Source organism: Streptomyces sp. NPDC040610 (assembly GCF_055594065.1).
Map to the genome: position 1 here is coordinate 533675 of NZ_JBVIXA010000003.1, position 23772 is coordinate 557446.

General features: G+C 71.9%; 18 protein-coding genes and 1 pseudogene. 16 read left to right on the plus strand and 3 right to left on the minus strand.

Going from position 1 to position 23772, the window contains the following annotated elements; all coding sequences use genetic code 11:
• The first annotated feature begins 249 nt into the window (after positions 1-249).
• Complete coding sequence (locus ACZ6AA_RS15115) at positions 250-1554, plus strand: polysaccharide deacetylase family protein (protein WP_468460243.1); 1305 nt, start codon at positions 250-252, stop codon at positions 1552-1554.
• A 75-nt stretch (positions 1555-1629) separates the two neighbouring features.
• On the opposite strand, the gene ACZ6AA_RS15120 is transcribed toward ACZ6AA_RS15115, so the two are convergent.
• The gene (locus tag ACZ6AA_RS15120; protein ID WP_468460241.1) at positions 1630-2610 is read right to left on the minus strand and encodes an ATP-binding protein; all 981 of its coding nucleotides are present in this window, start codon (positions 2608-2610) and stop codon (positions 1630-1632) included.
• A gap of 121 nt (positions 2611-2731) precedes the next feature.
• Here ACZ6AA_RS15120 and ACZ6AA_RS15125 point away from each other — a divergent pair, with 121 nt between their 5' ends.
• Positions 2732-3547, plus strand: a complete 816-nt coding sequence (locus ACZ6AA_RS15125) for a Fic family protein (protein WP_468460239.1) — start codon at positions 2732-2734, stop codon at positions 3545-3547.
• Between the two features lie 397 nt (positions 3548-3944).
• Here ACZ6AA_RS15125 and ACZ6AA_RS15130 read toward each other — a convergent pair whose 3' ends face one another.
• Positions 3945-4769 carry an HAD family hydrolase gene (locus tag ACZ6AA_RS15130; RefSeq protein WP_468460237.1) on the minus strand — a complete coding sequence of 275 codons (825 nt, stop codon included), beginning with the start codon at positions 4767-4769 and terminating at the stop codon, positions 3945-3947.
• Positions 4770-5295: 526 nt separating this feature from the next.
• Between ACZ6AA_RS15130 and ssd the strand changes: the two genes are divergently transcribed.
• From ssd to ACZ6AA_RS15165, 7 genes and pseudogenes are all read left to right on the plus strand, one after another.
• On the plus strand, positions 5296-6408 hold the full coding sequence (ssd, locus tag ACZ6AA_RS15135; protein ID WP_471458322.1) for a septum site-determining protein Ssd: 1113 nt from the start codon (positions 5296-5298) through the stop codon (positions 6406-6408).
• The gene (locus ACZ6AA_RS15140; protein WP_471458324.1) at positions 6405-7574 is read left to right on the plus strand and encodes a TadA family conjugal transfer-associated ATPase; all 1170 of its coding nucleotides are present in this window, start codon (positions 6405-6407) and stop codon (positions 7572-7574) included. The genes ssd and ACZ6AA_RS15140 overlap by 4 nt, the downstream gene beginning before the upstream one ends.
• Complete coding sequence (locus ACZ6AA_RS15145) at positions 7571-8461, plus strand: type II secretion system F family protein (protein WP_468482904.1); 891 nt, start codon at positions 7571-7573, stop codon at positions 8459-8461. Before ACZ6AA_RS15140 ends, ACZ6AA_RS15145 begins: the two co-directional genes overlap by 4 nt.
• Positions 8458-9318: a type II secretion system F family protein gene (locus ACZ6AA_RS15150; protein ID WP_471458326.1), complete on the plus strand. Its 861-nt coding sequence runs from the start codon at positions 8458-8460 to the stop codon at positions 9316-9318. Before ACZ6AA_RS15145 ends, ACZ6AA_RS15150 begins: the two co-directional genes overlap by 4 nt.
• Positions 9319-9668: 350 nt before the next feature.
• Positions 9669-9806, plus strand: a complete 138-nt coding sequence (locus ACZ6AA_RS15155; RefSeq protein ID WP_471458328.1) for a DUF4244 domain-containing protein — start codon at positions 9669-9671, stop codon at positions 9804-9806.
• Entirely contained in the window at positions 9793-10209 is a 417-nt protein-coding gene (locus tag ACZ6AA_RS15160) for a TadE family type IV pilus minor pilin (RefSeq protein WP_468460227.1), read from the plus strand. Before ACZ6AA_RS15155 ends, ACZ6AA_RS15160 begins: the two co-directional genes overlap by 14 nt.
• A gap of 245 nt (positions 10210-10454) precedes the next feature.
• A pseudogene (locus tag ACZ6AA_RS15165) lies at positions 10455-10670 on the plus strand (Rv3654c family TadE-like protein); the annotation flags it as partial.
• A 357-nt stretch (positions 10671-11027) separates the two neighbouring features.
• Here ACZ6AA_RS15165 and ACZ6AA_RS15170 read toward each other — a convergent pair.
• The gene (locus tag ACZ6AA_RS15170; RefSeq protein ID WP_468460225.1) at positions 11028-13481 is read right to left on the minus strand and encodes a DEAD/DEAH box helicase; all 2454 of its coding nucleotides are present in this window, start codon (positions 13479-13481) and stop codon (positions 11028-11030) included.
• 81 nt (positions 13482-13562) lie between these two features.
• On the opposite strand from ACZ6AA_RS15170, the gene bldG reads away from it, so the two are divergent.
• The 7 genes from bldG (at position 13563) to topA (ending at position 23741) form a co-directional block, all read left to right on the plus strand.
• Positions 13563-13904: an anti-sigma factor antagonist BldG gene (gene bldG, locus ACZ6AA_RS15175; protein WP_030677886.1), complete on the plus strand. Its 342-nt coding sequence runs from the start codon at positions 13563-13565 to the stop codon at positions 13902-13904.
• Positions 13905-14044: 140 nt separating this feature from the next.
• The gene (locus ACZ6AA_RS15180; protein WP_471458331.1) at positions 14045-14470 is read left to right on the plus strand and encodes an ATP-binding protein; all 426 of its coding nucleotides are present in this window, start codon (positions 14045-14047) and stop codon (positions 14468-14470) included.
• A gap of 632 nt (positions 14471-15102) precedes the next feature.
• Entirely contained in the window at positions 15103-17505 is a 2403-nt protein-coding gene (locus tag ACZ6AA_RS15185) for a sodium-translocating pyrophosphatase (protein ID WP_468482906.1), read from the plus strand.
• Positions 17506-17756: 251 nt separating this feature from the next.
• A complete protein-coding gene (locus ACZ6AA_RS15190; RefSeq protein ID WP_468460221.1) occupies positions 17757-18347 on the plus strand; it encodes a small secreted protein in 591 nt (196 codons plus the stop codon).
• A 95-nt stretch (positions 18348-18442) separates the two neighbouring features.
• Complete coding sequence (locus ACZ6AA_RS15195) at positions 18443-20008, plus strand: DUF7059 domain-containing protein (RefSeq protein WP_468460295.1); 1566 nt, start codon at positions 18443-18445, stop codon at positions 20006-20008.
• Between the two features lie 206 nt (positions 20009-20214).
• The gene (locus ACZ6AA_RS15200) at positions 20215-20412 is read left to right on the plus strand and encodes a hypothetical protein (RefSeq protein WP_468460219.1); all 198 of its coding nucleotides are present in this window, start codon (positions 20215-20217) and stop codon (positions 20410-20412) included.
• 509 nt (positions 20413-20921) lie between these two features.
• Positions 20922-23741, plus strand: coding sequence for a type I DNA topoisomerase (gene topA, locus ACZ6AA_RS15205; RefSeq protein WP_468460217.1), 2820 nt, complete (start codon positions 20922-20924; stop codon positions 23739-23741).
• The last annotated feature ends 31 nt before the right edge of the window (positions 23742-23772 follow it).

Here is a 23772-nt window from a genome sequence, read left to right on the forward strand (position 1 = left end):
CCGGCGGGATCCGGAGGGCGGGTCGCGGCCGTGGGTCACGGCGTTGCAGCGGCGGGATATCTCAACTCTCGGTAAACGAACCGTAATGCAGTGTAAAGGTCTTAGCCGGATCATCAGGGCAAATGGGGTAAGTGATCACTCTAATGAGTGAATAAAAATGCTCATCGGCTTGTCGGAATCCACCACTCGTGACCCCGTGCGAAGTTGCTGCCGTTCTGTCCCGACTTGCACGGAAGAAGGTGGGCGGAGATGGCCGCCAACCCAAGCACTGGCGCGGGGGTGCGGCGGACGGCCGCGGGCCTCGCCGCGCTCCTGGTCTGCACGGTGGCCCTGGCCGGGTGCGCCGACGACTCGTCCGGCACGAAGGGGGGCTCGCCCGGGTCCGCGCACGGCGCGAAGAAGCCCGCCGGTGCCCCGGCTCCCAAGGCCGCGGTGCGCCTGATCGGCGACGGCTCGACCGCGTTCACCGGTCAGCAGCCGCTGCTGCCCAGACCCGAGCGCCTGAAACCGGGGCAGAGGCCCCCGCAGTTCGTGGTGTTCTCCTGGGACGGCGCGGGCGAGGACGGCCAGAAGCTGTTCTCCCACTTCCGCAAGGTCGCCAAGCGCAACAACGCCACGATGACGTACTTCCTCAGCGGTGTGTACATGCTCCCCGAGGAGAAGCGCAGGCTCTACAAGCCGCCGCAGCATCTCGCCGGCAGCTCGGACATCGGCTTCAACGACCGCGCGGGAATCAAGGACACCGTGGACCAGCTCCGCGGCGCCTGGCTCGAGGGCAATGAGATCGGCACCCACTTCAACGGCCACTTCTGCGGCACCGGCCGAGGCGTCGGCGAGTGGTCCGTCGCCGACTGGAAGAGCGAGATCAACCAGGCCAAGTCCTTTGTGAAGGGCTGGAAGACCAACACCGGCATGGGCAAGGCGCAGCCGCTGCCCTTCGACTACGACCGCGAACTCATCGGCGCCCGCACGCCCTGCCTCGAAGGCCGCACCAACTTCATGCGCGCGGCCCGCGAACTCGGCTTCCGCTACGACACCAGCGGCGTGAACAACCAGCTCTGGCCCAAGAAGAAGGAGGGCCTGTGGGACCTGTCGATGCAGCTCGTCCCGGTCCCCGGGCGCGGCTTCGAGACGCTCACCATGGACTACAACTTCATGGTGAACCAGTCAGGTTCGACCTCGCACGGTGACCCGGACAAGCACGAGTACTGGGGCGACCAGATGCGGGACGGCCTGATCAAGGGCTTCGACCGCGCCTACCACGGCAACCGCGCCCCCTTGATCATCGGCAACCACTTCGAGTCCTGGAACGGCGGCACCTACATGCGCGCCATCGAGGAGACGATCGAGCGCGTCTGCACCAAGCGCGAGGTGCGCTGTGTGTCCTTCCGGCAGCTCGCCGACTGGCTGGACGCGCAGGACCCGCAGGTGCTCGCCAAGCTCACCCGGCTCGGCGTCGGCAAGACCCCGAAGGAGGGCTGGCCCGCCTTCCTGTCCGCCCGGCCCGCCCCGGCGCCGAAGGGCGTTCCGGGCGCGGAGCCGGCCAAGCGGTAGCTCGTCCGGGGTCGGCGGCGGCCCGTCCCGGGGGCGGTCCGCCCCGTCCCGGGGTTGGCGCCGCCCCGTCCGGGGTCAGGCGGTAGCCGTCGCGTGCTCCCGCAGGACGAAGTCGGGGTCGATCTGGGCGGCAAGGTCGACCCCGGTCCGCTCGTTGCCCCAACTCTGGGCGTTCTTCAGGTGGAAGTGGACCATCTGGCGGGTGTAGCGCTCCCAGTCGCGGCGGTCGTAGGCGGAGTCGGCCGCTTCCTGGAGCGTCTTCAGGGCCAAGTGGTTGCGCTCCTCCAGGAGTTCGAACCGGGGCGGACGGCCCTTCTCCATGGAGCGCACCCAGTCGGAGTGCCCGACGGTCACCAGGAGGTCGTCGCCGACCTGCTCGCGCAGGAAGTCGATGTCGTCCTGGCCCTGGACCTTGTTGCCGACGACCTTGAGGTCGACGCCGAAGTCGTGCGCGTACTCCTTGTACTGGCGATAGACGGAGACCCCCTTCCGGGTCGGCTCGGCGACGAGGAACGTCATGTCGAAGCGGGTGAACATCCCGGAGGCGAAGGAGTCGGAGCCCGCGGTCATGTCGACCACCGCGTACTCGTCGCGGCCGTCGACCAGGTGGTTCAGGAGCAGTTCGACCGCTCCCGTCTTGGAGTGGTAGCAGGCGACACCGAGGTCGGCTTCGGTGAACTGCCCGGTGACCATCAAACGCACGGCGCCGCCGTCGAGTTCCACGGCCCGCGCACACGCCTCGTACACCGGGTTGTCCTCGCAGACCCGCAGCAGCCGCGAGCCGTCGCCGGGCGGGGTCGTCTTGATCATTTTCTCGGCGCTCGTGATGCGCGGATTGGTGCCGCGCAGATAGTCCTTGATCAGCGGCAGTCGTCCGCCCATCGCGGGCAGCCCGGCGGCCTGCTCCTCATCGAGGCCGAGGGCGGCGCCCAGGTGCTGGTTGATGTCGGCGTCCACCGCGATGACCGGCGCGCCGGTGGCGGCGAGGTGTCGGATGAAGAGCGAGGACAGCGTGGTCTTGCCGCTGCCGCCCTTCCCCACGAAAGCGATCTTCATGTTCAAGTAGCCTAGCCGCGCGCCCTGGCGTGGGGCCCTGTTCGTGACTGGAGGGGCCGGATCGCGTGAAGAAGACCACTCCTTCGTGGCGGGCGGGCCCTTGGTGCGTAGGGTCGTACTCATGAGTACGAAAGCCGATCCGCTGGCGGCCCTGGGCGCGCTGCCCGGTGTCGCCGACTCCGTGGACTCCGTGCGCAAGGCCGTGGACCGGGTGTACGGCCACCGGATCATGCGGCGTCGCAGCAATGAGGTCACCGCCGAGGCGGCGCTGCGGGGCGCGCGCGGGTCCGCGGCGCTGTCCGGCGCCGAGTGGGCCCTGGAGGAGGTGCGCAGGCGTACCGACTTCAGCGGCGAGGGCGACGCGCGCGTGATGGGCGCCGCGCTGCGGCTGACCGCCGAGGCGGGGCAGCTCCTGTCCATCTGGCGGCAGTCGCCGATGCGGGTGCTCGCGCGGCTGCACCTGGTCGCCGCGGCCGACGCCGACGAGGCCGCGGGCCGTCCGCGGCTCGCGGGCGAACCGGTCGACGAGCCGTTGATCGAGCTGGAGTTGCCGGGCGCGGACGAGGTGGCGGGGCGGCTCGAAGGCCTTTCGCAGTTGGTCATCGCGGGCGGCTCGGCCCCTGCCCTGGTGACGGCGGCCGTGGTGCACGGCGAACTCGCGGCCCTGCGGCCCTTCGGCTCCTGCAACGGCCTGGTGGCGCGCGCGGCCGAGCGCATCGTCCTGGTGGGCAGTGGCCTCGACCCGAAGTCCATCTGCCCGGCCGAGGCGGGCCACGCGGAGCTGGGGCGGGCTGCCTACGTGGGCGCCCTGGAGGCGTACGTGTCCGGCACTCCGGAGGGTGTGGCGGCCTGGATCGCCCACTGTGGCAGGGCGGTTGAGCTGGGCGTCAGGGAGTCGACGGCGGTGTGTGAGGCGCTGCAGCGCGGGGCGGCGTAACCGGGACCCCGGGAACAGGGATGCGGCGGTACGAGAATTCGTACCGCCGCTGGCATGTTCACCGGGTTACCAAGCGTCCTCGAAAGTTTGCCCATCAGGTCGGGAACTTTGCCCGTCACCTGGTGCGGCTGGCCCGTAATCGACGGGTCGACGTCGCGTGGGTGCTCGGTGGCCATGCTTCGGTCCGTGGGGCCAATCAATGCGGTTAAAGGTAATCCTCTCGGATGTCCTTGGTCTCGCGGGCCGTTGACTCCTTTGTACTCCTGTCCTGGAGGAAGCGGAAGCCCTGACTGCACTTCTTTACTTTTAGGTTCAAACAAGGGTGAATCGGGCGCAGGTTTCCGGCCGCCTCCAGGGGCGCACCCGAGCACCGTGGCGCGCGCCCCGAAGTGCGAGGTCAGCTCGCCGCCGCGCGCCGTCGGCTGGCGAACCACACGAGGCCCGCGGTGGCCGCCGCGGCGCCGACCGCGGCCGCCGCGACGAGCGCCGGACGGCGGGGTGCGGGCAGCCGCTGCTTGAGCCGCACCGGGCGGTGGAAGTCCAGAATCGGCCACCCGCGCGCGAGGGCCTCACGGCGCAGCGCCCGGTCCGGGTTGACGGCGGAGGGATGGCCGACGGACTCGAGCATGGGCACGTCCGTGGCCGAGTCGCTGTAGGCGAAGCAGCGCTCCAGGTCGTATCCCTCGGACTCGGCGAGCTCCCGGATGGCCTCCGCCTTGGTGGGGCCGTACGCGTAGTACTCCACCTCGCCCGTGAAGCAGCCGTCGTCGCCGACCACCATCCGCGTGGCCACCACCCGGTCCGCGCCCAGGAGTTCGCCGATCGGCTCGACCACCTCGGCGCCCGAGGTGGAGACGATGACGACGTCGCGGCCCGCGGTGTGGTGCTCCTCGATGAGGGAGGCCGCCTCGTCGTAGATGATCGGGTCGATCAGGTCGTGCAGCGTCTCCGCGACGATCTCCTTGACCTGCTCCACGTTCCAGCCGCGGCACAGCGAGGACAGGTACGCCCGCATCCGTTCCATCTGGTCGTGGTCGGCCCCGCCGGCGAGGAACACGAACTGGGCATATGCGGTCCGCAGTACCGCCCTGCGGTTGATCAGCCCGCCTTGGTAGAACGACTTGCTGAAGGTGAGCGTGCTCGACTTCGCAATGACCGTCTTGTCCAGGTCAAAGAACGCGGCTGTGCGGGGCGACGAGTGGTTTTCCACGAGGTTGAGCATAGGCGCCCACCATTCGGCGTAAGCTGAGGCGCGTGGGTTTGCCTGAGAAGGCTCTCGGGTACACCATGGAAGTCACGGATCGTTCGCGACCGTGCTAACCCGGTCTGGCTCCTCCCCCCCCGAGTCGGACCGAGGGGACGACCCCCGCTCTCCCCCCCGGCGGGGGTCGTCGCATGTCCGGGTGGGTTTTTGACCCCCATTCCTGATCTTTTCCGATCGTCGTGGCGCCGTGTGCGCCGAATCGACGTCGATGCCGTGCGCCCCGGATCCGTCACTGTGTGTAGCCGTGGGGCTGCGCTGCGGAAGGCGCCGGGGGCGTCACCGGTATGGGTGAAGGAGTTATTCACAGCCAACGTCTTCTCCACAGTTATTGACCAAGATCCACATGATTTCCGGGATCGCCGCACGCTTGATTCCGTTCGTGAAGTTCTTGGCCGGATTCCATTGGCCGGTCTTCGCGGACGCGCATCCGGATGCGTACACACGCGCATTCGAAGGACTTGCAGCGAGAGGGGGCCGGAAGATCGTGGCTGGAGTCATTGCGTACGACACACCGCCGACGTCCGAGGGGCGCGCCGGTGGACCATTGATCGTCACGGAGGACGTGGACCTGCTGGACGACCTGCTGCGGCTGTGCGCCGCGGCGGGAGCGCGGCCCGAGGTGCACCACGGCGTGCCCGAGCGCGGCGGCGGATGGGAGTCCGCCCCGCTCGTCCTCGTCGGGGACGACGCGGCCGACCGGGTGCGCGGCGCCGCACGCCGCCGCGGGGTCGTGCTCGTGGGGCGCGACCAGGACGACTCGGGCGTGTGGCGGCGGGCCGTGGAGATCGGCGCGGACGACGTCCTCGTCCTGCCCGACGGCGAGCGGTGGCTGGTGGACCGCATCGCCGACGTCGCCGAAGGCGTCGGACGACCCGCGCTGACCGTCGGCCTCATCGGCGGCCGCGGCGGCGCCGGTGCTTCCACACTCGCCTGCGCCCTGGCCGTCACCGCGGCGCGCGCCGGACGGTGCACCATGCTGGTCGACGCCGACCCCTTGGGCGGCGGACTCGACGTGATGCTCGGCGGGGAGACCGCCGAAGGACTGCGCTGGCCCGCCTTCGCGCAGTCCCGGGGCCGGGTCGGAGGCGGCGCCCTGGAGGAGTCGCTGCCCGCCCTGCACGACCTGCGCGTCCTCAGCTGGGACCGCGGGGACACGCTGACCATCGCCCCGGAGGCCGTGCGAGCCGTCCTGGCCGCGGCCCGCAGGCGCGGGGGCGTCGTGGTCGTCGACCTGCCGCGCCGCGTCGACGAGGCGATGGCGGAGGCGCTGGCGCAGCTGGACCTCGGCCTGCTCGTGGTGCCGGCGGAGCTGCGCGCGGTGGCCGGGGCCCGGCGGGTCGCGTCGGCCGTGAGCATGGTGCTGCGGGACCTGCGGCTCGTCACCACCCCCGGCCTGCCCGGCGGCGACGGGCTCGACGCGGACGAGGTGGCCCGGCTGCTCGGCCTGCCCCTCGTCGGCGAACTGCCACGGGAGCACGGCCTCGGGACCGCGCGCGGCGGTGGACAGCCGCCCGGTGGCGCGGCGCGCGGGCCCCTGGCCCGGTTCTGCGCGGCCTTCTGGGAGCAGCTTCCGGCCCACGCGGGAGGGGGCGTATGACCGCCGTCGTGGGCGCCCGGATGCTGGACGGGGTCCGGCAGTGGCTCGCGGCGAACGGCACCGAGCCCACCCCGGCCCGGGTCGCCGAGGCCCTGCGGGCACAAGGACGGATCCTGGGCGACGACGAAGTCCTCGGCGCGGCCGAGCAACTGCGCTCCGAGCTGGTGGGCGCGGGCCCGCTGGAACCACTGCTCGCCGACCCCTCGGTGACCGACGTCCTGGTGTCCGCGCCGGACCGCGTCTGGGTGGACCGCGGCGGCGGCCTCGAGCTCACCCAGGTCTCCTTCCGGGACCCGGCGGCGGTGCGGCGCCTCGCCCAGCGGCTCGCGGCCGTGGCCGGGCGGCGCCTGGACGACGCCCGGCCCTGGGTGGACGCCCGCCTGCCGGACGGCACCCGGCTGCACGCGGTGCTGCCCCCGGTCGCCGTCGGTTCCGCCTGTCTGTCGCTGCGCGTCGTGCGGCCCCGCGCCTTCACCCTCGCCGAACTGGTCGCGGCCGGCACGGTTCCGCCCGGCGGCGAGCGGGTGCTGCGCCGCCTCCTCGACGCCCGCCTCTCGTACCTCATCAGCGGCGGCACGGGCAGCGGCAAGACGACCCTCCTGAGCACCCTGCTCGGCCTCGTCGGACCGGGCGAGCGGATCGTCCTGGCCGAGGACTCCGCGGAGCTGCGCCCCGACCACCCGCACGTGGTGCGCCTGGAGTCCCGGCCCGCCAATCAGGAGGGCGCGGGCCGCGTCGGCCTGGACGACCTGGTGCGCCAGGCCCTGCGGATGCGCCCCGACCGGCTGGTGGTGGGCGAGGTGCGGGGCGCCGAGGTGGTGCACCTCCTGGCCGCGCTGAACACCGGCCACGAGGGCGGCTGCGGCACGGTGCACGCCAACGCCGCCGCCGACGTCCCGGCCCGCCTGGAGGCGCTGGGCACGGCCGCCGGGCTCGACCGGGCGGCCCTGCACAGCCAGGTGGCGGCGGCCCTGTCGGTGGTCCTCCATCTCGTACGGGACCGGGCGGGTCGGCGCCGGATCGCCGAGGTGCAGGTCCTGGAGCGCACCCCTTCCGGTCTGGTGGCCACGGTGCCCGCGCTGCGCTGGGGCGAGCGGGGCTTCGTCCGGGAGCGCGGCTGGCCGCGGCTGAGCGCGCTGCTCGCGGAGCGGGGTGCGGGGACATGAGCGCGGCGACGGCGTGCGGCGCCGCTCTGTGCGCGGGTGGGTCGGTGTGGCTGCTCGGCGGGCGGGTGCGTGCCGCCCGAGGGCTGCGGAGGGCACGGTCCCTCCTCCCGGCCGGTGGTCCGGCCGCGGTGCCCCGGTGGCGGCGGGGGATCACGCGGGTACGCGGGCGGCTCGGGCACGAGGTCTGGCTCCTGGTGGGCGGGGCGGCCGTCGGGCTCCTGGGGGAGTCCGTGCTGCCCTTGGCCGCGGGGGCGGTCGCCGTGCCCCTCGCGGGCCGGGTGCGGCGGGCCCGGGAGGCCGCCCGCGCGCGGGACGGCAGGGCCGACGCGGTCATCGGCCTGTGCGGGACTCTCGCCGGAGAGGTGCGGGCGGGACGACAGCCAGGGCAGGCGCTGCGGACGGCCGCGGAGGCGGGCTCGTGGGCGGGCTCGGAGGCGGGCGGGAGCGTCGGCCGGGGGCTCGGTGGGGCGCGGGCCGGGGTGCTCGCGGCGGCACGGTTCGGTGGGGACGTGCCCGGCGCGCTGCGCGAGGCCGCCCGGGAGCCGGGTGCCGAAGGGCTCCTTGGACTCGCGGCGTGCTGGCGGGTCGCCGTGGACCGGGGCGCGGGCCTCGCCGCCGGACTGGAGCGCCTGGAAGGGGCACTGCGCGCGGAGCGTGATCAACGGTCCGACCTGCGCGCGCAGTTGGCGGGCGCCCGGTCGACGGCCCTGATGCTCGCCGGACTCCCCGTCCTGGGCCTGCTCCTCGGCGCCGCGCTCGGCGCCGAGCCACTGCGGGTGCTGCTGCACACCGGGGCGGGCCTCGGCTGCCTGGCCGTGGGCGGACTGTTCGAGGGCGCGGGCGCGTGGTGGGCGTTGCGGATCATGCGGAAGGCGGAGGGGCGATGACGGACGAGGTGATCGTCGGCGCCGGAGTTCTCCACAGCCTGGGGGCGGTGGTGTGGTCGGCGGCGGCCCTGGTGTGGCTGCTGCTGACCCTGGCGGCGGCACGACAGGAACGGGTCGCGGGGCGCCGGGCCTTGGCCGTCCTGGAGGCCGGTGGGCCTCCGCGGCGGTCATGGGGTCGAGGGCGCGGCGAAGGGGATGAAGGTGCCGACGGTCGGGCGGGGATCCGGCGGTGGGGCGATGCGGATTCCGGGCGGCGGGCGCTGGCGCGGAGATGGCTGACCGTGGCCGGGGTGGTCGGCGCGGGTTGGGCTCTGGCCGGCGGGATCACGGGCTGCGTGGTGGGCGTGGCCGCGGGGTGCTGCGTGTGGCGGCTGCGGCCGGGCGCCGACCGGAAGGACGAGGCCGACGCCGCTCAAGCCGCTCGGCAACTGCCTCTGGCAGCCGATCTGCTGGCGGCCTGCGTGGCGGCCGGAGCGGGACCCGTGGTGGCGGCACAGGCCGTGGGCGAGTCCTTGGGAGGACCCGTCGGGGAACGGCTCGCCTGGGGCGCGGCGCAGGTACGGCTCGGCGGCGCACCGGCCGACGCGTGGCGGCGGGTCGGTGAGATACCGGGCGCCGACGCGCTGGCCCGCCTCCTGGAACGCACCACCGAGTCCGGTTCGCCCGCCGCAGGCCCCGTCGCCCGGTTCGCCGCGGACTGCCGAACCGAGCAGGGACGCACGGCGACAGCCCGCGCCCGGCGCGCCGCGGTCCAGATGACGGCCCCGGTGGGCCTGTGCTTCCTGCCCGCGTTCATCGCGATCGGTGTGGTGCCGGTGGTGATCGGGCTGGCGGGGGGCTTGATGAGCGGGCAGTGAGGGGGCCTGCGGCCGGGTGCGCGGACGGGGGCGCTGGGGGCTCCTGGGCGAAATGTCGTACGGGTGGCAGGACATCGGGGCGGGGTGGACCGAACGACCAGCCCCGAGAGAACAGCTCTCGAGAAGCCAGCTGTGAACAACCAGCTGCGAACAACCAGATGTGGACAACCGACAGAAATTCCATGGGGGTTGAAATGTGGGGAAAGGTGCGCGCGGGGGCTCGGCTGTACGTGGCCCGGCTGGCGCGGTGGATGCGGCGGGAGTGGCCGGTGCATCCCATGCGTCCAAACGGTTCAGTGAGGTCGGTGCGTCGGATGGGCCGGATGCGGGGCGTCGCGCGGGATTCCGGAATGGTGACTTCCGAGTACGCCATGGGGATCATCGCGACCGTGGCGTTCGCCGGGTTGCTCCTCAAGGTCGTGACGAGCGGACCGGTCAGGGCTGCCCTCCAGGCGGTGGTGGAGAGGGCGCTGAATGTCCAGTTCTGAGACCGGTGTTGAGCCTGGTTCTGGGCACCGGTCCGGGCGGCGTCGCGGTCGGAGTGACGGCGGGTACGTGACGGCGGAGGCAGCGGTGGTGCTGCCGACGCTGGTGCTGTTCACGATGGCGCTCGTGTGGGCCCTGCTCACCGCGTCCGCGCAGATCCAGTGCGTGGACGCGGCCCGGGCCGGGGCCCGCGCGATGGCTCGCCAGGACCCGCAGAGCACGGCGGTCGCGGTGGCCCGGCAGGCGGCCCCGCGCGGCGCGAGCGTGGCGGTGAGCAGGGACGGCGACCTGGTCCGGGTGGAGGTCGTGGCGCGGTCGCCGGGGCCCCGGGCGCTGGGCCTCGGGCTGCGGTTGCGGGCGGAGGCCGTGGCGATGGCGGAGGAGACGGTGGGGGTCGGGGCGTGAGGCGGGGGTGCGCGGGAGGTCGGCGGCCGGGGGCCGGGCCTGGGGCTGCGCTCGGGTCGGGAGCGGGCTCTGGGCCGGGGACGAGGACAGGGCTTGGGTCGGGTGCGAGGTCTGGCGCGAGAGCGGGGGCAGGGCTTGGGCCGGGTGCGGGGTCTGGGTCGGGAGCGAGGTCTGGGTCGGGTGGGGTCGGTGGGGCTGTGGCGGGTGGGGACCGGGGTGCCGCGACGGTGTGGACCGTGGTGGTGATGGCCGTGCTGTGTGCGGTCGCGGGGGTCGTGCTGGCGATGGGGCAGGTGACCGTGGCTCGTCATCGGGCGGGCGGCGCGGCCGACTTGGCGGCGCTGGCGGCGGCGGACCACTGGACGGAAGGGCGTGCGGAGGCGTGCGCGCGGGCCGAGCGGGTGGCGCGGGCACAGGACACGCGGATCGTGCGGTGCGCGGTGGTGGGGGAGGTGTCGGAGGTCACGGCGGCGGCGGAGTTCGGGCCGTTCGAGATGGAGGTCAGGTCGCGGGCGGGGCCTGCCCTGCCTGCGGGGGCGGTGCCGGGTGCGGGTGTTGCCGAGGGTGTGTCTGCCATCTGGGGCTGGCCCGTTGCCGAGGGCGGGCCCGCCGCTGGAGGCAGGTCGGCCGCTGGGGCTGCAACCGCTGCCGGAGGCCCGTCCGTCGCTGGGGGACGGCCCGCTGCTGGAGGCGGGTCCGGCGCTGAAGGCGCACCCCTCGCCGGGGGCGCGCCCGCTGCTGGGGGCGCATCCGCCCCTGGGGGTACGTCCGTCGCTGGGGGCACGTCCGTCGACGCGGGTGCGTCCGGTGCCGGGGGATCAGGGCGTGGGGGCGTCCTTCAGGAGGGTGGTGAGGAGGCGGATCGCGCCGCGTTTGTGGAGCGGGTCGTTGCCGTTGCCGCACTTGGGGGACTGGATGCAGGAGGGGCAGCCGGCCTCGCACTCGCAGGAGGCGATGGCCTCGCGGGTGGCGGTGAGCCAGGTGCGGGCGGTGTGGAAGGCGCGCTCGGCGAATCCGGCGCCGCCGGGCTGGCCGTCGTACACGAAGACCGTCGGCAGCAGGGTGTCCGGGTGCAGGGGCACGGAGACGCCGCCGATGTCCCAGCGGTCGCAGGTGGCGAAGAGGGGCAGCATGCCGATGGAGGCGTGTTCGGCGGCATGCAGGGCGCCGCCGAGGATCTCCGGGTTGACGCGGGCGGCGTCGAGCTGGTCCTCGGTGACCGTCCACCACACCGCGCGGGTGCGCAGGGTGCGGGGCGGCAGGTCGAGCTTGGTCTCGCCAAGGACCTCGCCGGTGATGAGCTTGCGGCGCAGGAAGGAGACGACCTGGTTGGTGACCTCGACGGAGCCGTAGCAGAGGCGGCCGGGGCCCCAGGGGATCTCGGTGTCGGTGTCGAGGACGGAGATGGCGGTGGTGTCGCGGGCGGTGGTCGAGTACGGCGGGACGGCCTCCTCGACGAGGGCGACGGAGTCGTCCAGGTCCAGGCTGCGGACGAGATACGTACGGCCCTGGTGGAGGTGGACCGCGCCTTCGTGGACGGTCGTGTGCGCGGCGGAGGCGTCGACGGTGCCGAGGAGGCGGCCGGTGCCCTCCTCGACGACCTGCACGGGTCGGCCGCCCTCGCCGCGGATGTCCGTGAGGTCGGCGGCGCGCTCGCGGCGGGTCCAGTGCCAGGCCTTCGTGCGGCGGCGCAGCAGCTTCGCGGCCTCCAGCTGGGGGAGCAGGTCGCCGGTGGCCGGGCCGAAGAGCTTGAAGTCGTCCTCGGTGAGCGGGAGTTCCGCGGCGGCGGCGCAGAGGTGGGGGGCGAGGACGTAGGGATTGTCGGGGTCGAGGACGGTCGATTCGACGGGCTGGTCGAAGAGCGCCTCGGGGTGGTGGACGAGATAGGTGTCCAGCGGGTCGTCGCGGGCGACAAGGATCGCGAGCGCGCCCTGGCCGGAGCGTCCGGCGCGGCCCGCCTGCTGCCAGAGGGAGGCGCGGGTGCCGGGATAGCCGGCGATGACGACGGCGTCCAGACCCGATACGTCGATGCCGAGTTCGAGGGCGGTGGTGGCGGCGAGGCCGAGGAGTTCGCCGGAGTGCAGGGCCTGTTCCAGGGCGCGGCGCTCCTCGGGGAGATAGCCGCCGCGGTAGGCGGCCACGCGCCGGACCAGGGAGCGGTCGACCTGGGCGAGGCGTTCCTGGGCGATGACGGAGATGAGTTCGGCGCCGCGCCGGGAGCGTACGAAGGCGACGGAGCGGACGCCCTGGACGGTCAGGTCGGTCAGCAGGTCGGCGGTCTCGGCGGTGGCGGTGCGGCGGACCGGGGCGCCCTTCTCGCCGTGGAGTTCGGTGAGCGGCGGCTCCCAGAGGGCGAAGACGACCTCGCCGCGGGGTGAGGCGTCGTCGGCGACCTCGGTGACCGGGAGGCCGGTGAGGCGTTCCGCGGCCAGGGCCGGTTCGGCGGCCGTGGCGGAGGCGAGGAGGAAGACGGGGTCGGAGCCGTAGCGGGCGCACAAGCGGCGCAGGCGGCGCAGGACTTGGGCGACGTGGGAGCCGAAGACGCCGCGGTAGGTGTGGCACTCGTCGATGACGACGTAGCGCAGGGCGCGCAGGAAGGAGGACCAGCGGGGGTGGGACGGGAGGATGCCGCGGTGCAGCATGTCGGGGTTGGTCAGGACGTAGTTGGCGTACTGACGCACCCACTCGCGTTCCTCGACGGGGGTGTCGCCGTCGTAGACCGCGGGCCGCACGGCCGTGCCCAGAGGGGCGGCCAGGGCGCGGACGGCGCGGCGCTGGTCGGCGGCCAGGGCCTTGGTGGGGGCCAGGTACAGCGCGGTGGTGCCGCGGCCGTTGGGGGCCTCGGAGCCGTCGAGCAGCGCCGAGAGGACGGGTGTGAGATATGCCAATGACTTGCCGGACGCGGTGCCGGTCGCGACGACGACGGACTCGCCGTCCAGCGCGTGTTCGGCGGCCCGCGCCTGGTGGGCCCACGGATGATCGATTCCGGCCGACTGCACGGCGGCGACCACCTCCGCGCGGATGCGATCGGGCCAGACCGCATAACGGGCCGCACGTGGGGGCAGGTGCTCCGTATGAGTGACGCGCGCAGCCCGGGTGGGCCCCGTGGCCAGCCGGTCCAGGACCGACTGCGGGGAGACGTGGGCCGGGGTGTCCCGAGAGGGTCCTCCGGAGGGAGAAAAGTTGGCCATCGGCACCGAGTGTGTCACCGGCGGGATGGACAATGGTCCGAAGGCGTCGTGCACGCCTGCCGGTAAGTGATTGAATGCCATCGCGGCTGGCGATCCGTCCCGAGGGCGTGGGCCGAGGTGTCCCGAGGGGCGACCGCTCGATAGCAAGGTGCTGGAGGATCCGTGGACCTGTCTCTGTCGACCCGTACCGTCGGCGATCGTACGGTCGTCGAGGTCGGTGGCGAAATCGATGTTTATACCGCGCCCAAGCTGCGCGAGCAGTTGGTCGAGTTGGTGAACGACGGCAGTTTCCATCTGGTCGTCGACATGGAGCGAGTGGACTTCCTCGACTCCACCGGACTCGGCGTGCTGGTCGGTGGCCTGAAGCGTGTGCGTGCCCATGAGGGCTCGCTGCGCCTGGTCTGCAACCAGGAGCGCATTCTCAAGATCTTCCGTATCACCGGTCTGACCAAGGTGTTCCCGATTCACACCTCGGTCGATGAAGCGGTCGCGGCCACCGACTGAGCCGGTTGCCCGGCAGCGGCCGGGCGCCCCGGGACTCGTCCCGGGGTTTCCGGGCCGCTGGCCCGGAGTGGCAGTACGGCAGGGGGCCGGGCCGACGGCCGGGCCCCCTGACAGCACGCGTGTATGTCCGAGGGGGATGCATGGCCACCGTTGAACTCCGCTTCAGCGCGCTGCCCGAGCACGTCCGGACCGCCCGCCTGGTGGCGGCCGCGGTCGCGCGCAGGGCGGGTGTGGACGAGGCGGTCCTCGACGAGGTCAGGCTCGCGGTCGGCGAGGCCTGCACCCGTGCCGTCGGGCTGCATCAGGCCGCCGACATTCCCGCGCCCGTGCGGGTCGCTCTCGTCGAGGAGGAGAAGCAGTTCTCCATCGAGGTCGGCGATGAGGCTCCGCGTTCCGCGCCCGGGGAGCGGGCTCCCGGTGCTCCGCCCGGATCCGGGGAGGATCTGGCGGCTGAGGGCGAGGACGAGATGGGGCTGGCGGTCATCAGTGGACTTGTGGATGACGTGGAAGTGACCGCCGGGGAGAACGGTGGGTCGATTCGGATGACCTGGCCCACGACGGCCTGACGGTCGCGGTGGCCTGACCCCGGCCGGGTCTGGGCTCGCCTCGCGTCCTTTCTGTGCCCCGGCTTGTTGCCGCCCTGTGCCCCGGCTTGTCGCCGCGCGCTGTCGCGTCGGCGTGTGCCGGGGTTTTTGCTTCCCCACCCACCCGCCCGTCCCCGGGCTTCGCCCTCCCCCGTGCCCCGCGGTCCGTATGGGGCTTCGCCCCTTGCCCCCTTGTTGGTGCTTCGCGCCTCGTCCTCAAACGCCGGACGGGCTGGAGGGGTGCTGCGCGCCGTCAGGCACCCGCTGCCAGTGACTCAGCAACCAGTGACCCGGCAGGGGCTCTGGGGGCGGGTGGGACGCCGGCGCCGCACGAGGCCGACGGTGTCCGGTTATCGGGGTGAGTGTTCGGAGTTTAAATTGTGTTACTAGTGATTCCGGAGGTCAGAACTTCGGCGATCAAGAACAGAACTCCGCACCGACGGCGGCGTCAATGCTTTTGGCGCATTACCGCTTTCGGGGTCAATCCAACGGCGCGATCATTTGCGGACACGCACTCCCGCGCCAATTCCGTTTGCGGCACACTGTTTTGATCAGGTCCGGCTCCCTACAATCCGTCCACATCTTGAGCTCAGCCCAAGCGTCAAGGAGGACGAATGGCGGGGCTTTCTACCCCTCATCAGCTTGACCACCCCTCAACCCTCGCGGCCGCGGTACTGACCGACGACAACCGGCTCATCGTGATGGTGATCGCGGCCGTCGCGGTCGCCGCGCTCGTGCTCGCCTGGATCCTGGTGCGCCAGGTCCTCGCGGCGGGCGAGGGCACCGACAGCATGAAGAAGATCGCGGCGGCGGTCCAGGAAGGCGCGAATGCCTATCTGGGACGTCAGATGCGCACCCTTGGCGTTTTCGCCGTCGTGGTGTTCTTCCTGCTCATGCTGTTGCCCGCGGACGACTGGAATCAGCGGGCCGGCCGCTCGATCTTCTTCTTGATCGGCGCGGCGTTCTCGGCGACCACCGGCTATATCGGTATGTGGCTCGCCGTACGCAGCAATGTGCGCGTGGCCGCGGCCGCGCGGGAAGCGACACCGGCGGAAGGCGAGCCGGAAAAGGATCTCACCGCCGTCTCGCACAAAGCCATGAAGATCGCTTTCCGTACGGGCGGCGTCGTCGGCATGTTCACGGTGGGGCTCGGTCTGCTCGGCGCCTCCTGTGTGGTGCTCGTGTACGCGGCCGACGCCCCCAAGGTCCTCGAAGGCTTCGGCCTCGGGGCCGCACTGATCGCGATGTTCATGCGTGTCGGAGGCGGCATCTTCACCAAGGCCGCCGACGTCGGCGCCGACCTGGTCGGCAAGGTCGAACAGGGCATTCCGGAGGACGATCCGCGCAATGCCGCGACCATCGCCGACAACGTGGGCGACAACGTCGGCGACTGCGCGGGGATGGCGGCCGACCTCTTCGAGTCGTACGCCGTCACGCTCGTCGCCGCGCTGATCCTCGGCAAGGCGGCGTTCGGCGACGCCGGACTCGCGTTCCCGCTGATCGTGCCCGCGATCGGCGTGATCACCGCCATGATCGGGATCTTCGCGGTCGCGCCCCGGCGCGCCGACCGCAGCGGCATGACCGCCATCAACCGCGGCTTCTTCATCTCCGCGGGCATCTCGCTGGCGCTCGTCGCGGCCGCCGTCTTCGTCTATCTCCCGTCGTCGTACGCGGACTTGGACGGCGTCACGGACGCGGCGATCCTCGCCAAGAGCGGCGACCCGCGGATCCTCGCGGTCATCGCCGTCGCCATCGGCATCGTCATGGCCGCGCTGATCCAGCAGCTCACCGGCTACTTCACCGAGACCAACCGGCGTCCCGTCAAGGACATCGGCAAGAGCTCGCTGACGGGCCCGGCCACGGTCGTGCTCGCGGGCATCTCCATCGGTCTCGAATCGGCCGTCTACACCGCGCTGTTGATCGGCCTCGGTGTGTACGGGGCGTTCCTGCTCGGCGGTACGTCGATCATGCTCGCCCTGTTCGCGGTGGCCCTCGCCGGTACGGGGCTGCTCACCACGGTCGGCGTCATCGTCGCCATGGACACCTTCGGGCCGGTCTCCGACAACGCGCAGGGCATCGCCGAGATGTCCGGCGACGTCGAGGGCGCGGGCGCGCAGGTCCTCACCGACCTGGACGCCGTCGGCAACACCACCAAGGCCATCACCAAGGGCATCGCCATCGCCACGGCCGTACTCGCGGCCTCGGCGCTCTTCGGGTCGTACCGGGACGCGATCGCCGAGGCGGCGGACGACGTCGGGCAGAAGCTCGGCGACGGCGCCCCGATGAACCTGGTGATGGACATCTCACAGCCCAACAACCTGGTGGGTCTGATCCTCGGCGCGGCGGTCGTGTTCCTCTTCTCGGGGCTCGCGATCAACGCCGTGTCGCGGTCGGCCGGAGCCGTGGTCTACGAGGTGCGGCGGCAGTTCCGCGAGCACCCCGGGATCATGGACTACACGGAGAAGCCGGAGTACGGGCGCGTCGTCGACATCTGCACGAAGGACGCGCTGCGGGAGCTGACCACACCCGGTCTGCTCGCCGTGCTCACGCCCATCGCGGTGGGCTTCAGCCTCGGCGTCGGCGCGCTCGGCTCGTTCCTCGCGGGCGCGATCGGCACCGGCACGCTGATGGCGGTGTTCCTCGCCAACTCCGGTGGCGCCTGGGACAACGCCAAGAAGCTCGTCGAGGACGGCCACCACGGCGGCAAGGGCAGCGAGGCCCATGCCGCGACGGTGATCGGTGACACGGTCGGCGACCCGTTCAAGGACACCGCGGGCCCGGCGATCAACCCCCTCCTGAAGGTGATGAACCTGGTGGCGCTGCTCATCGCGCCCGCGGTGGTCAAATTCAGCTACGGCGAGGACAAGAGCGTGGCGATGCGGGTCCTGATCGCCGTGCTGTCCATCGCGGTCATCGTCGGGGCGGTGTACGTGTCCAAGCGGCGCGGCATCGCCGTGGGCGACGGCGAGCCCCAGGGCAAGGTCGCCAATTCGGCGGATCCGGCGGTGGTTTCGTGACCTAGGCCGCGGCGGGCCGGGACGGGGGTGACCCGGACCGGCCGGACGCGGTGGATCCGCTCAACACGCGGGCGGGCGGCGCTTTTTGAGGCGCCGTCCGCCCGCGGGCGTGTGTGCGGGGTCGCGAGGTGGACCTCGTGAGCCTTCTCTCGTACCCGCAGCTTGGTGCAAATGGCTGCAATAGGGGGCGTAACGCACCCCTGGCATGAGGTTGTCGCCCAGTTGGCGTGTAAGTTCCGGGGCCGAGAGCCATGGAAGGGACCAATCCGGTGAACAAGAAGCTCGCGGCCGCACTGTCCGGCGGTGCGGTACTGGTACTGGCGCTGTCGGGATGCAGCAGTGACGACGGTGACAAGAAGCTGGACGACTGGGCCAAGAAGGTCTGTGACACGGCCGTGGGGCCGCAGTCGAAGAAGATCGCCGACGCCAACGCGGCCATCAAGAAGCAGACGGCCGACAACAGTTCGCCGGACGAGGTCAAGAGCACCGACTCCAAGGCGTTCGGCGACATCTCCGCGGCCTACGCGCAGCGGAGCGCCGCCCTGAAGAAGGCGGGCGCCCCGCCCGTCGACGACGGCGAGAAGAAGCTCAACGACGCCGTGAAGGAGCTGGACGGCCTCTCCAAGTCGTACGCCGACCTGAAGACGCAGACCGACAAGCTCGACACCAAGGACCAGTCGGCCTTCGCGGACGACCTGGCGAAGATCGCCGAGGAGCTGGGCAAGCTCAGCCAGAGCGAGAACACCGCCCAGAAGAAGCTGGAGGCGGGCGACGTGGGCAAGGCCATGCGCGAGCAGGACGGCTGCAAGTCCGCGGCGGCCTCCCCGAAGACCCAGGGCTAGCCGCTCCCGTACGGCCGTGTGCCCCCGGTGCCCCGTGGCGCCGGGGGCGCCGTCTTGAGCGGGCGGGTCACAATTGGGGGGTGAGTAACGCCAGCATGCCTTTGCCCTCGTCCGACCGCGCCGACGTCACCGCGCGGCTGCGGGAAGCCCTCCTCGCCGCCGACTTCACCGCCGACGGGCTGCTCGAACTGCTCGGGGCGCCCGCCTACACCGCGCTCGCCCGCAGCGAGACCGTGCCCGCGCTCCGGGCCACCCGGGACGACGGGGCGCTGGCGTCGCTCGTACGGCTGTTCCTGCTCCAGCGTGCCGTGCCCCACGCGCGCGTGGCCGACGTGCTGCCGGTCGACGTGCTCCTGGAGAGCGGCTGGCTCGTCCGCGCGGAGGACGGCGCGGAGGGCGGCATGCAGGACCGGGCGGAGGGCGGCACGCAGGACGGGGCGGACAGCGCCGACGGGCTGCGTGCGACCGTCGACGTGCGGCCGTACGGCGGGCCCGACGGGGAGGACTGGTTCATCGTGTCCGACCTGGGGTGCGCGGTCGGTGGTGCCGGGGGCATCGGCAGCCGCGACGAGGGCGTCGTGCTCGGCGTCGGCGGCGCCTCCACGACGCTCGCGGGCATCACCGTACGCACGCCCGCCGCGAGCGCCCTCGACGTCGGCACCGGCTCCGGCATCCAGGCCCTGCACGCCTCCCGGCACGCCACCCGGGTCACCGCCACCGACCTCAACCCCCGCGCGCTGCACTGCACCCGCCTCACGCTCGCGCTGTCCGGCGCGCCCGCGGCGGACCTGCGGGAGGGCTCCCTGTACGAGCCGGTGGGCGACGCGACGTACGACCTGATCGTGTCCAACCCGCCGTTCGTCATCTCGCCCGGCGCCCGGCTGACGTACCGGGACGGCGGCATGGGCGGGGACGATCTGTGCCGCTCGATCGTTCAGGAGGCGGGGGAGCGACTGAACGAAGGGGGGTACGCGCAGTTTCTCGCCAACTGGCAGCACGTGGAGGGCGAGGAGTGGACCGAGCGGGTCCGTTCCTGGGTGCCGCGCGGCTGTGACGCGTGGATCGTGCAGCGCGAGGTGCAGGACGTCACGCAGTACGCCGAACTGTGGCTGCGCGACGCCGGGGACCACCGCACGGACCCGGCGGAGTACGCGGCTCGGTACGACGCCTGGCTGGACGAGTTCGAGGCCCGCAAGACCCGGGGCGTCGGCTTCGGCTGGATCACCCTGCGCAAGTCCGGCGCGGCTGAGCCGTCCGTGACCGTCGAGGAGTGGACGCACCCCGTCGAGCAGCCCCTCGGCGAGACGGTGCAGGCGTTCTTCGGTCGGCAGGACTACTTGCGCGAGCACGACGACGCGGCGCTGCTCGCCGAGCACTTCAAGCTCGCCGACGGCGTGGTGCAGGAGCAGATCGGCCTGCCCGGCGCCGAGGACCCGGAGCACGTGGTGCTGCGCCAGCACCGCGGCATGCGGCGCGCCACCCAGGTGGACACGGTGGGCGCGGGCTTCGCGGGCGTCTGCGACGGCACGTTGAGCGCCGGCCGGATCCTGGACGCCATCGCCCAGCTGATGGGCGAGGACGCGGTGCTGCTGCGGGACCGCACCCCGGCGCAGATCCGGCTCCTGGTGGAGCAGGGGTTCCTGGAGCCCGTGGGGCGGTAAGGGCTGCCGCGCCTGCTGGGACCGCACGCCCCCGGCCCCACCCATAGGGGAGAAATCAGCCCCTCCGGGAGGTAATCCAGCCATTGTGGGCCCAGCGCGCCGCCCCCCGTTCACTCGGATTTCGCGCTTCCGCCGTCCGGGCGTGCCAGCCTCCCCAGCCGGGGTACCCGACAGGTGCCGCACGGACGGCGCGGGAGGCCAGGGACATGGAGAGCGGACCAGCGATCTTCGCCGGGACGGTGTTCGGGCTGTTCGGGGCGGGCCTGCTGCTCTGGACGGGCACCCGTGTCGCGCACCGCGCCCCCGTGGCCCACGGCGTGCACCAGACGGCCGCCGCGGCTCTGTCCACCCTGGCGGGCTTCGGTGCCCTCGCCTTGGCAGTGTGGTCCTTCACACGTATGTGAGCCGGAGCGGGCGGGGCGCCTCGGGCGATCGCGTCGCCCCGTGCGCGGGCCCTCGCGGGGCGCCCCTGGCCCGCCCCTTCCCGAACCGGGGGCTGCCGCCCCGGGCCCCCGCTGATCGGCGCTCCGCGCCTCGTCCTCAAACGCCGGACGGGCTGGAACAGCCCGCCCCCGGCGACTGAAAAGCGCGGGCGGGCGGGTGGGAAAAGTCCGTCCGGCGATTGAGGACGAGCGCGCAGCACGATGGACGGCACGCCAGGCCAAGAGCACCATGAACAAGGCCCACACCGACACCGCCCAAGGCCCAGGGGCCAGCCCAGGCGGCAGGAATGGCGGTAGTCGGGTTACCGTTCGAGTGGCCGTTGCGGGCTTTTCCCGTTTGACACGGGGGCGGGATGTACCGTCACACTCCGCAGCGTCAGCGCAACGCAAGCGCGGTCACAGCGCCCACGGCGCCGGACCGCACCGCCGCAGCACTGCCCACCGAGCGTCGACCGGAGAGAAGAGCGAAGTTGTCCCCGACCAGCGAGACCGCACAGGGCGGCCGCCGACTCGTCATCGTCGAGTCGCCTGCCAAGGCGAAGACGATCAAGGGCTACCTCGGCCCCGGATACGTAGTCGAGGCGAGCGTCGGGCACATCCGCGACCTTCCCAACGGCGCCGCGGAGGTCCCCGACAAGTACACGGGCGAGGTGCGCCGCCTCGGCGTGGACGTCGAGCATGACTTCCAGCCGATCTATGTCGTCAACGCGGACAAGAAGGCGCAGGTCAAGAAGCTCAAGGACCTGCTGAAGGACTCCGACGAACTCTTCCTCGCCACCGATGAGGACCGCGAGGGCGAAGCCATCGCGTGGCACCTCCTCGAGGTCCTGAAGCCCAAGGTCCCGGTCAAGCGCATGGTGTTCCACGAGATCACCAAGGCCGCGATCCAGGAGGCCGTCGCAAGCCCCCGCGACCTCAACAAGCGCATGGTCGATGCCCAGGAGACCCGCCGCATCCTGGACCGTCTGTACGGCTACGAAGTCTCGCCGGTGCTGTGGAAGAAGGTCATGCCGCGCCTGTCGGCGGGCCGCGTGCAGTCCGTGGCGACCCGCCTCGTCGTCGAGCGCGAGCGCGAGCGCATCGCCTTCCGCTCCGCCGAGTACTGGGACCTCACCGGCACCTTCGGCACCGGCCGCCCCGGTGACTCCAGCGACCCCTCCCAGCTCGTCGCCCGCCTCACCACGGTCGACGGCAAGCGCGTCGCGCAGGGCCGCGACTTCGACTCGCTCGGCCAGCTGAAGAGCCAGAACACGCTGCACCTGGACGAGGCCAACGCCCGCGCCCTCGCCGCCGCCCTGGAGAACACCGACTTCTCCGTACGCTCGGTCGAGTCCAAGCCGTACCGCCGCTCGCCGTACGCCCCGTTCCGTACGACGACGATGCAGCAGGAGGCGTCGCGCAAGCTCGGCTTCGGCGCGAAGGCCACCATGCAGGTGGCCCAGAAGCTGTACGAGAACGGCTTCATCACCTATATGCGTACGGACTCCACGACCCTGTCCGACACGGCGGTCTCGGCCGCCCGTGCGCAGGTCACGCAGCTCTACGGCAGCGACTACCTGCCGGACAAGCCGCGCACGTACGCCGGGAAGGTCAAGAACGCGCAGGAGGCGCACGAGGCGATCCGCCCCTCGGGTGATCGTTTCCGCACGCCCGCCGAGACCGGCCTGACCGGCGACCAGTTCCGGCTCTACGAGCTGATCTGGAAGCGGACCGTCGCCTCCCAGATGAAGGACGCGACCGGCAACTCCGTCACGGTGAAGATCGGCGGCCGGACCGCCGACGGCCGCGACGCCGAGTTCAGCGCGTCCGGCAAGACCATCACCTTCCACGGCTTCCTCAAGGCCTACGTGGAGGGCGCCGACGACCCGAACGCCGAGCTGGACGACCGCGAGCGCCGTCTGCCGCAGGTCAGCGAGGGCGACGCGCTGTCCGCCGACGAGATCACGGTCGACGGGCACGCCACCAAGCCCCCGGCCAGGTACACGGAAGCGTCCCTGGTCAAGGAGCTGGAAGAGCGCGAGATCGGCCGCCCGTCGACGTACGCGTCGATCATCGGCACGATCCTCGACCGCGGCTACGTCTTCAAGAAGGGCACGGCCCTGGTGCCGTCCTTCCTCTCCTTCGCCGTCGTCAACCTCCTGGAGAAGCACTTCGGGCGGCTCGTCGACTACGACTTCACCGCGCGCATGGAGGACGACCTCGACCGCATCGCCCGCGGTGAGGCGCAGGCCGTGCCGTGGCTGCGGCGCTTCTACTTCGGCGAGGGCGAGCCCTCCGGAGGCGCCGCCGACGCCGGGAACGGCGACGGCGACCACCTGGGCGGCCTCAAGGAACTCGTCACCGACCTGGGCGCCATCGACGCCCGCGAGGTGTCGTCCTTCCCCGTGGGCAACGACATCGTGCTCCGCGTCGGCCGCTACGGCCCGTACGTCGAGCGCGGCGAGCGCGACTCCGAGGGCCACCAGCGCGCCGATGTCCCCGACGACCTGGCGCCCGACGAGCTGACCGTCGAGTACGCGGAAGAGCTGCTCGCCAAGCCCAGCGGGGACTTCGCACTCGGCACGGACCCCGGCACGGGCCGCGAGATCATCGCCAAGGACGGCCGCTACGGCCCGTACGTCACCGAGGTCCTGCCCGAGGGCACCCCGAAGACCGGCAAGAACGCGGTCAAGCCGCGCACCGCGTCGCTCTTCAAGAGCATGTCCCTGGACACGGTGACCCTCCAGGACGCGCTGAAGCTGATGTCGCTGCCGCGCGTCGTCGGCGCGGACGCCGAAGGCGTGGAGATCACCGCGCAGAACGGCCGCTACGGCCCGTACCTGAAGAAGGGCACGGACTCGCGCTCCCTGGAGACCGAGGAGCAGCTCTTCAACATCACGCTGGACGAGGCCCTGGAGATCTACTCCAAGCCGAAGCAGCGCGGCCGTGCCGCGGCCAAGCCGCCGCTGAAGGAGCTGGGCGAGGACCCGGTCAGCGCCAAGCCCGTTGTCGTCAAGGACGGCCGCTTCGGTCCGTACGTGACGGACGGCGAGACCAACGCGACCCTGCGGTCCGGCGACAGCGTCGAGGACATCACCCCGGAGCGCGGCTTCGAGCTGCTCGCCGAGAAGCGGGCGAAGGGGCCCGCGAAGAAGACCGCCAAGAAGGCGGCCAAGAAGGCCCCGGCGAAGAAAACGGCGACTAAGAAGACCGCCGCCAAGAAAACGGCAGCCAAGAAGACGACGACTGCGGCCAAGAAGACCACCACCAAGAAGGCGGCGGCTTCGAAGGCGGCGGCATCCGAAGACTGACCTGTCTGACCGTCTGACCTGACTGACCCGA

Coding starts and splice junctions, on each gene's coding strand:
- ACZ6AA_RS15200 (WP_468460219.1), top strand. CDS start 20,215: ATGGAGAGCGGACCAGCGATCTTCGCCGGGACGGTGTTCGGGCTGTTC.
- ACZ6AA_RS15170 (WP_468460225.1), bottom strand. CDS start 13,481: ATGGCATTCAATCACTTACCGGCAGGCGTGCACGACGCCTTCGGACCA.
- ACZ6AA_RS15195 (WP_468460295.1), top strand. CDS start 18,443: ATGCCTTTGCCCTCGTCCGACCGCGCCGACGTCACCGCGCGGCTGCGG.
- ACZ6AA_RS15150 (WP_471458326.1), top strand. CDS start 8,458: ATGACGGACGAGGTGATCGTCGGCGCCGGAGTTCTCCACAGCCTGGGG.
- ACZ6AA_RS15160 (WP_468460227.1), top strand. CDS start 9,793: ATGTCCAGTTCTGAGACCGGTGTTGAGCCTGGTTCTGGGCACCGGTCC.
- ACZ6AA_RS15185 (WP_468482906.1), top strand. CDS start 15,103: ATGGCGGGGCTTTCTACCCCTCATCAGCTTGACCACCCCTCAACCCTC.
- ACZ6AA_RS15145 (WP_468482904.1), top strand. CDS start 7,571: ATGAGCGCGGCGACGGCGTGCGGCGCCGCTCTGTGCGCGGGTGGGTCG.
- ACZ6AA_RS15125 (WP_468460239.1), top strand. CDS start 2,732: ATGAGTACGAAAGCCGATCCGCTGGCGGCCCTGGGCGCGCTGCCCGGT.
- ACZ6AA_RS15120 (WP_468460241.1), bottom strand. CDS start 2,610: ATGAAGATCGCTTTCGTGGGGAAGGGCGGCAGCGGCAAGACCACGCTG.
- ACZ6AA_RS15155 (WP_471458328.1), top strand. CDS start 9,669: ATGGTGACTTCCGAGTACGCCATGGGGATCATCGCGACCGTGGCGTTC.
- ACZ6AA_RS15140 (WP_471458324.1), top strand. CDS start 6,405: ATGACCGCCGTCGTGGGCGCCCGGATGCTGGACGGGGTCCGGCAGTGG.
- ACZ6AA_RS15115 (WP_468460243.1), top strand. CDS start 250: ATGGCCGCCAACCCAAGCACTGGCGCGGGGGTGCGGCGGACGGCCGCG.
- ACZ6AA_RS15190 (WP_468460221.1), top strand. CDS start 17,757: ATGGAAGGGACCAATCCGGTGAACAAGAAGCTCGCGGCCGCACTGTCC.
- ACZ6AA_RS15180 (WP_471458331.1), top strand. CDS start 14,045: ATGGCCACCGTTGAACTCCGCTTCAGCGCGCTGCCCGAGCACGTCCGG.
- ACZ6AA_RS15130 (WP_468460237.1), bottom strand. CDS start 4,769: ATGCTCAACCTCGTGGAAAACCACTCGTCGCCCCGCACAGCCGCGTTC.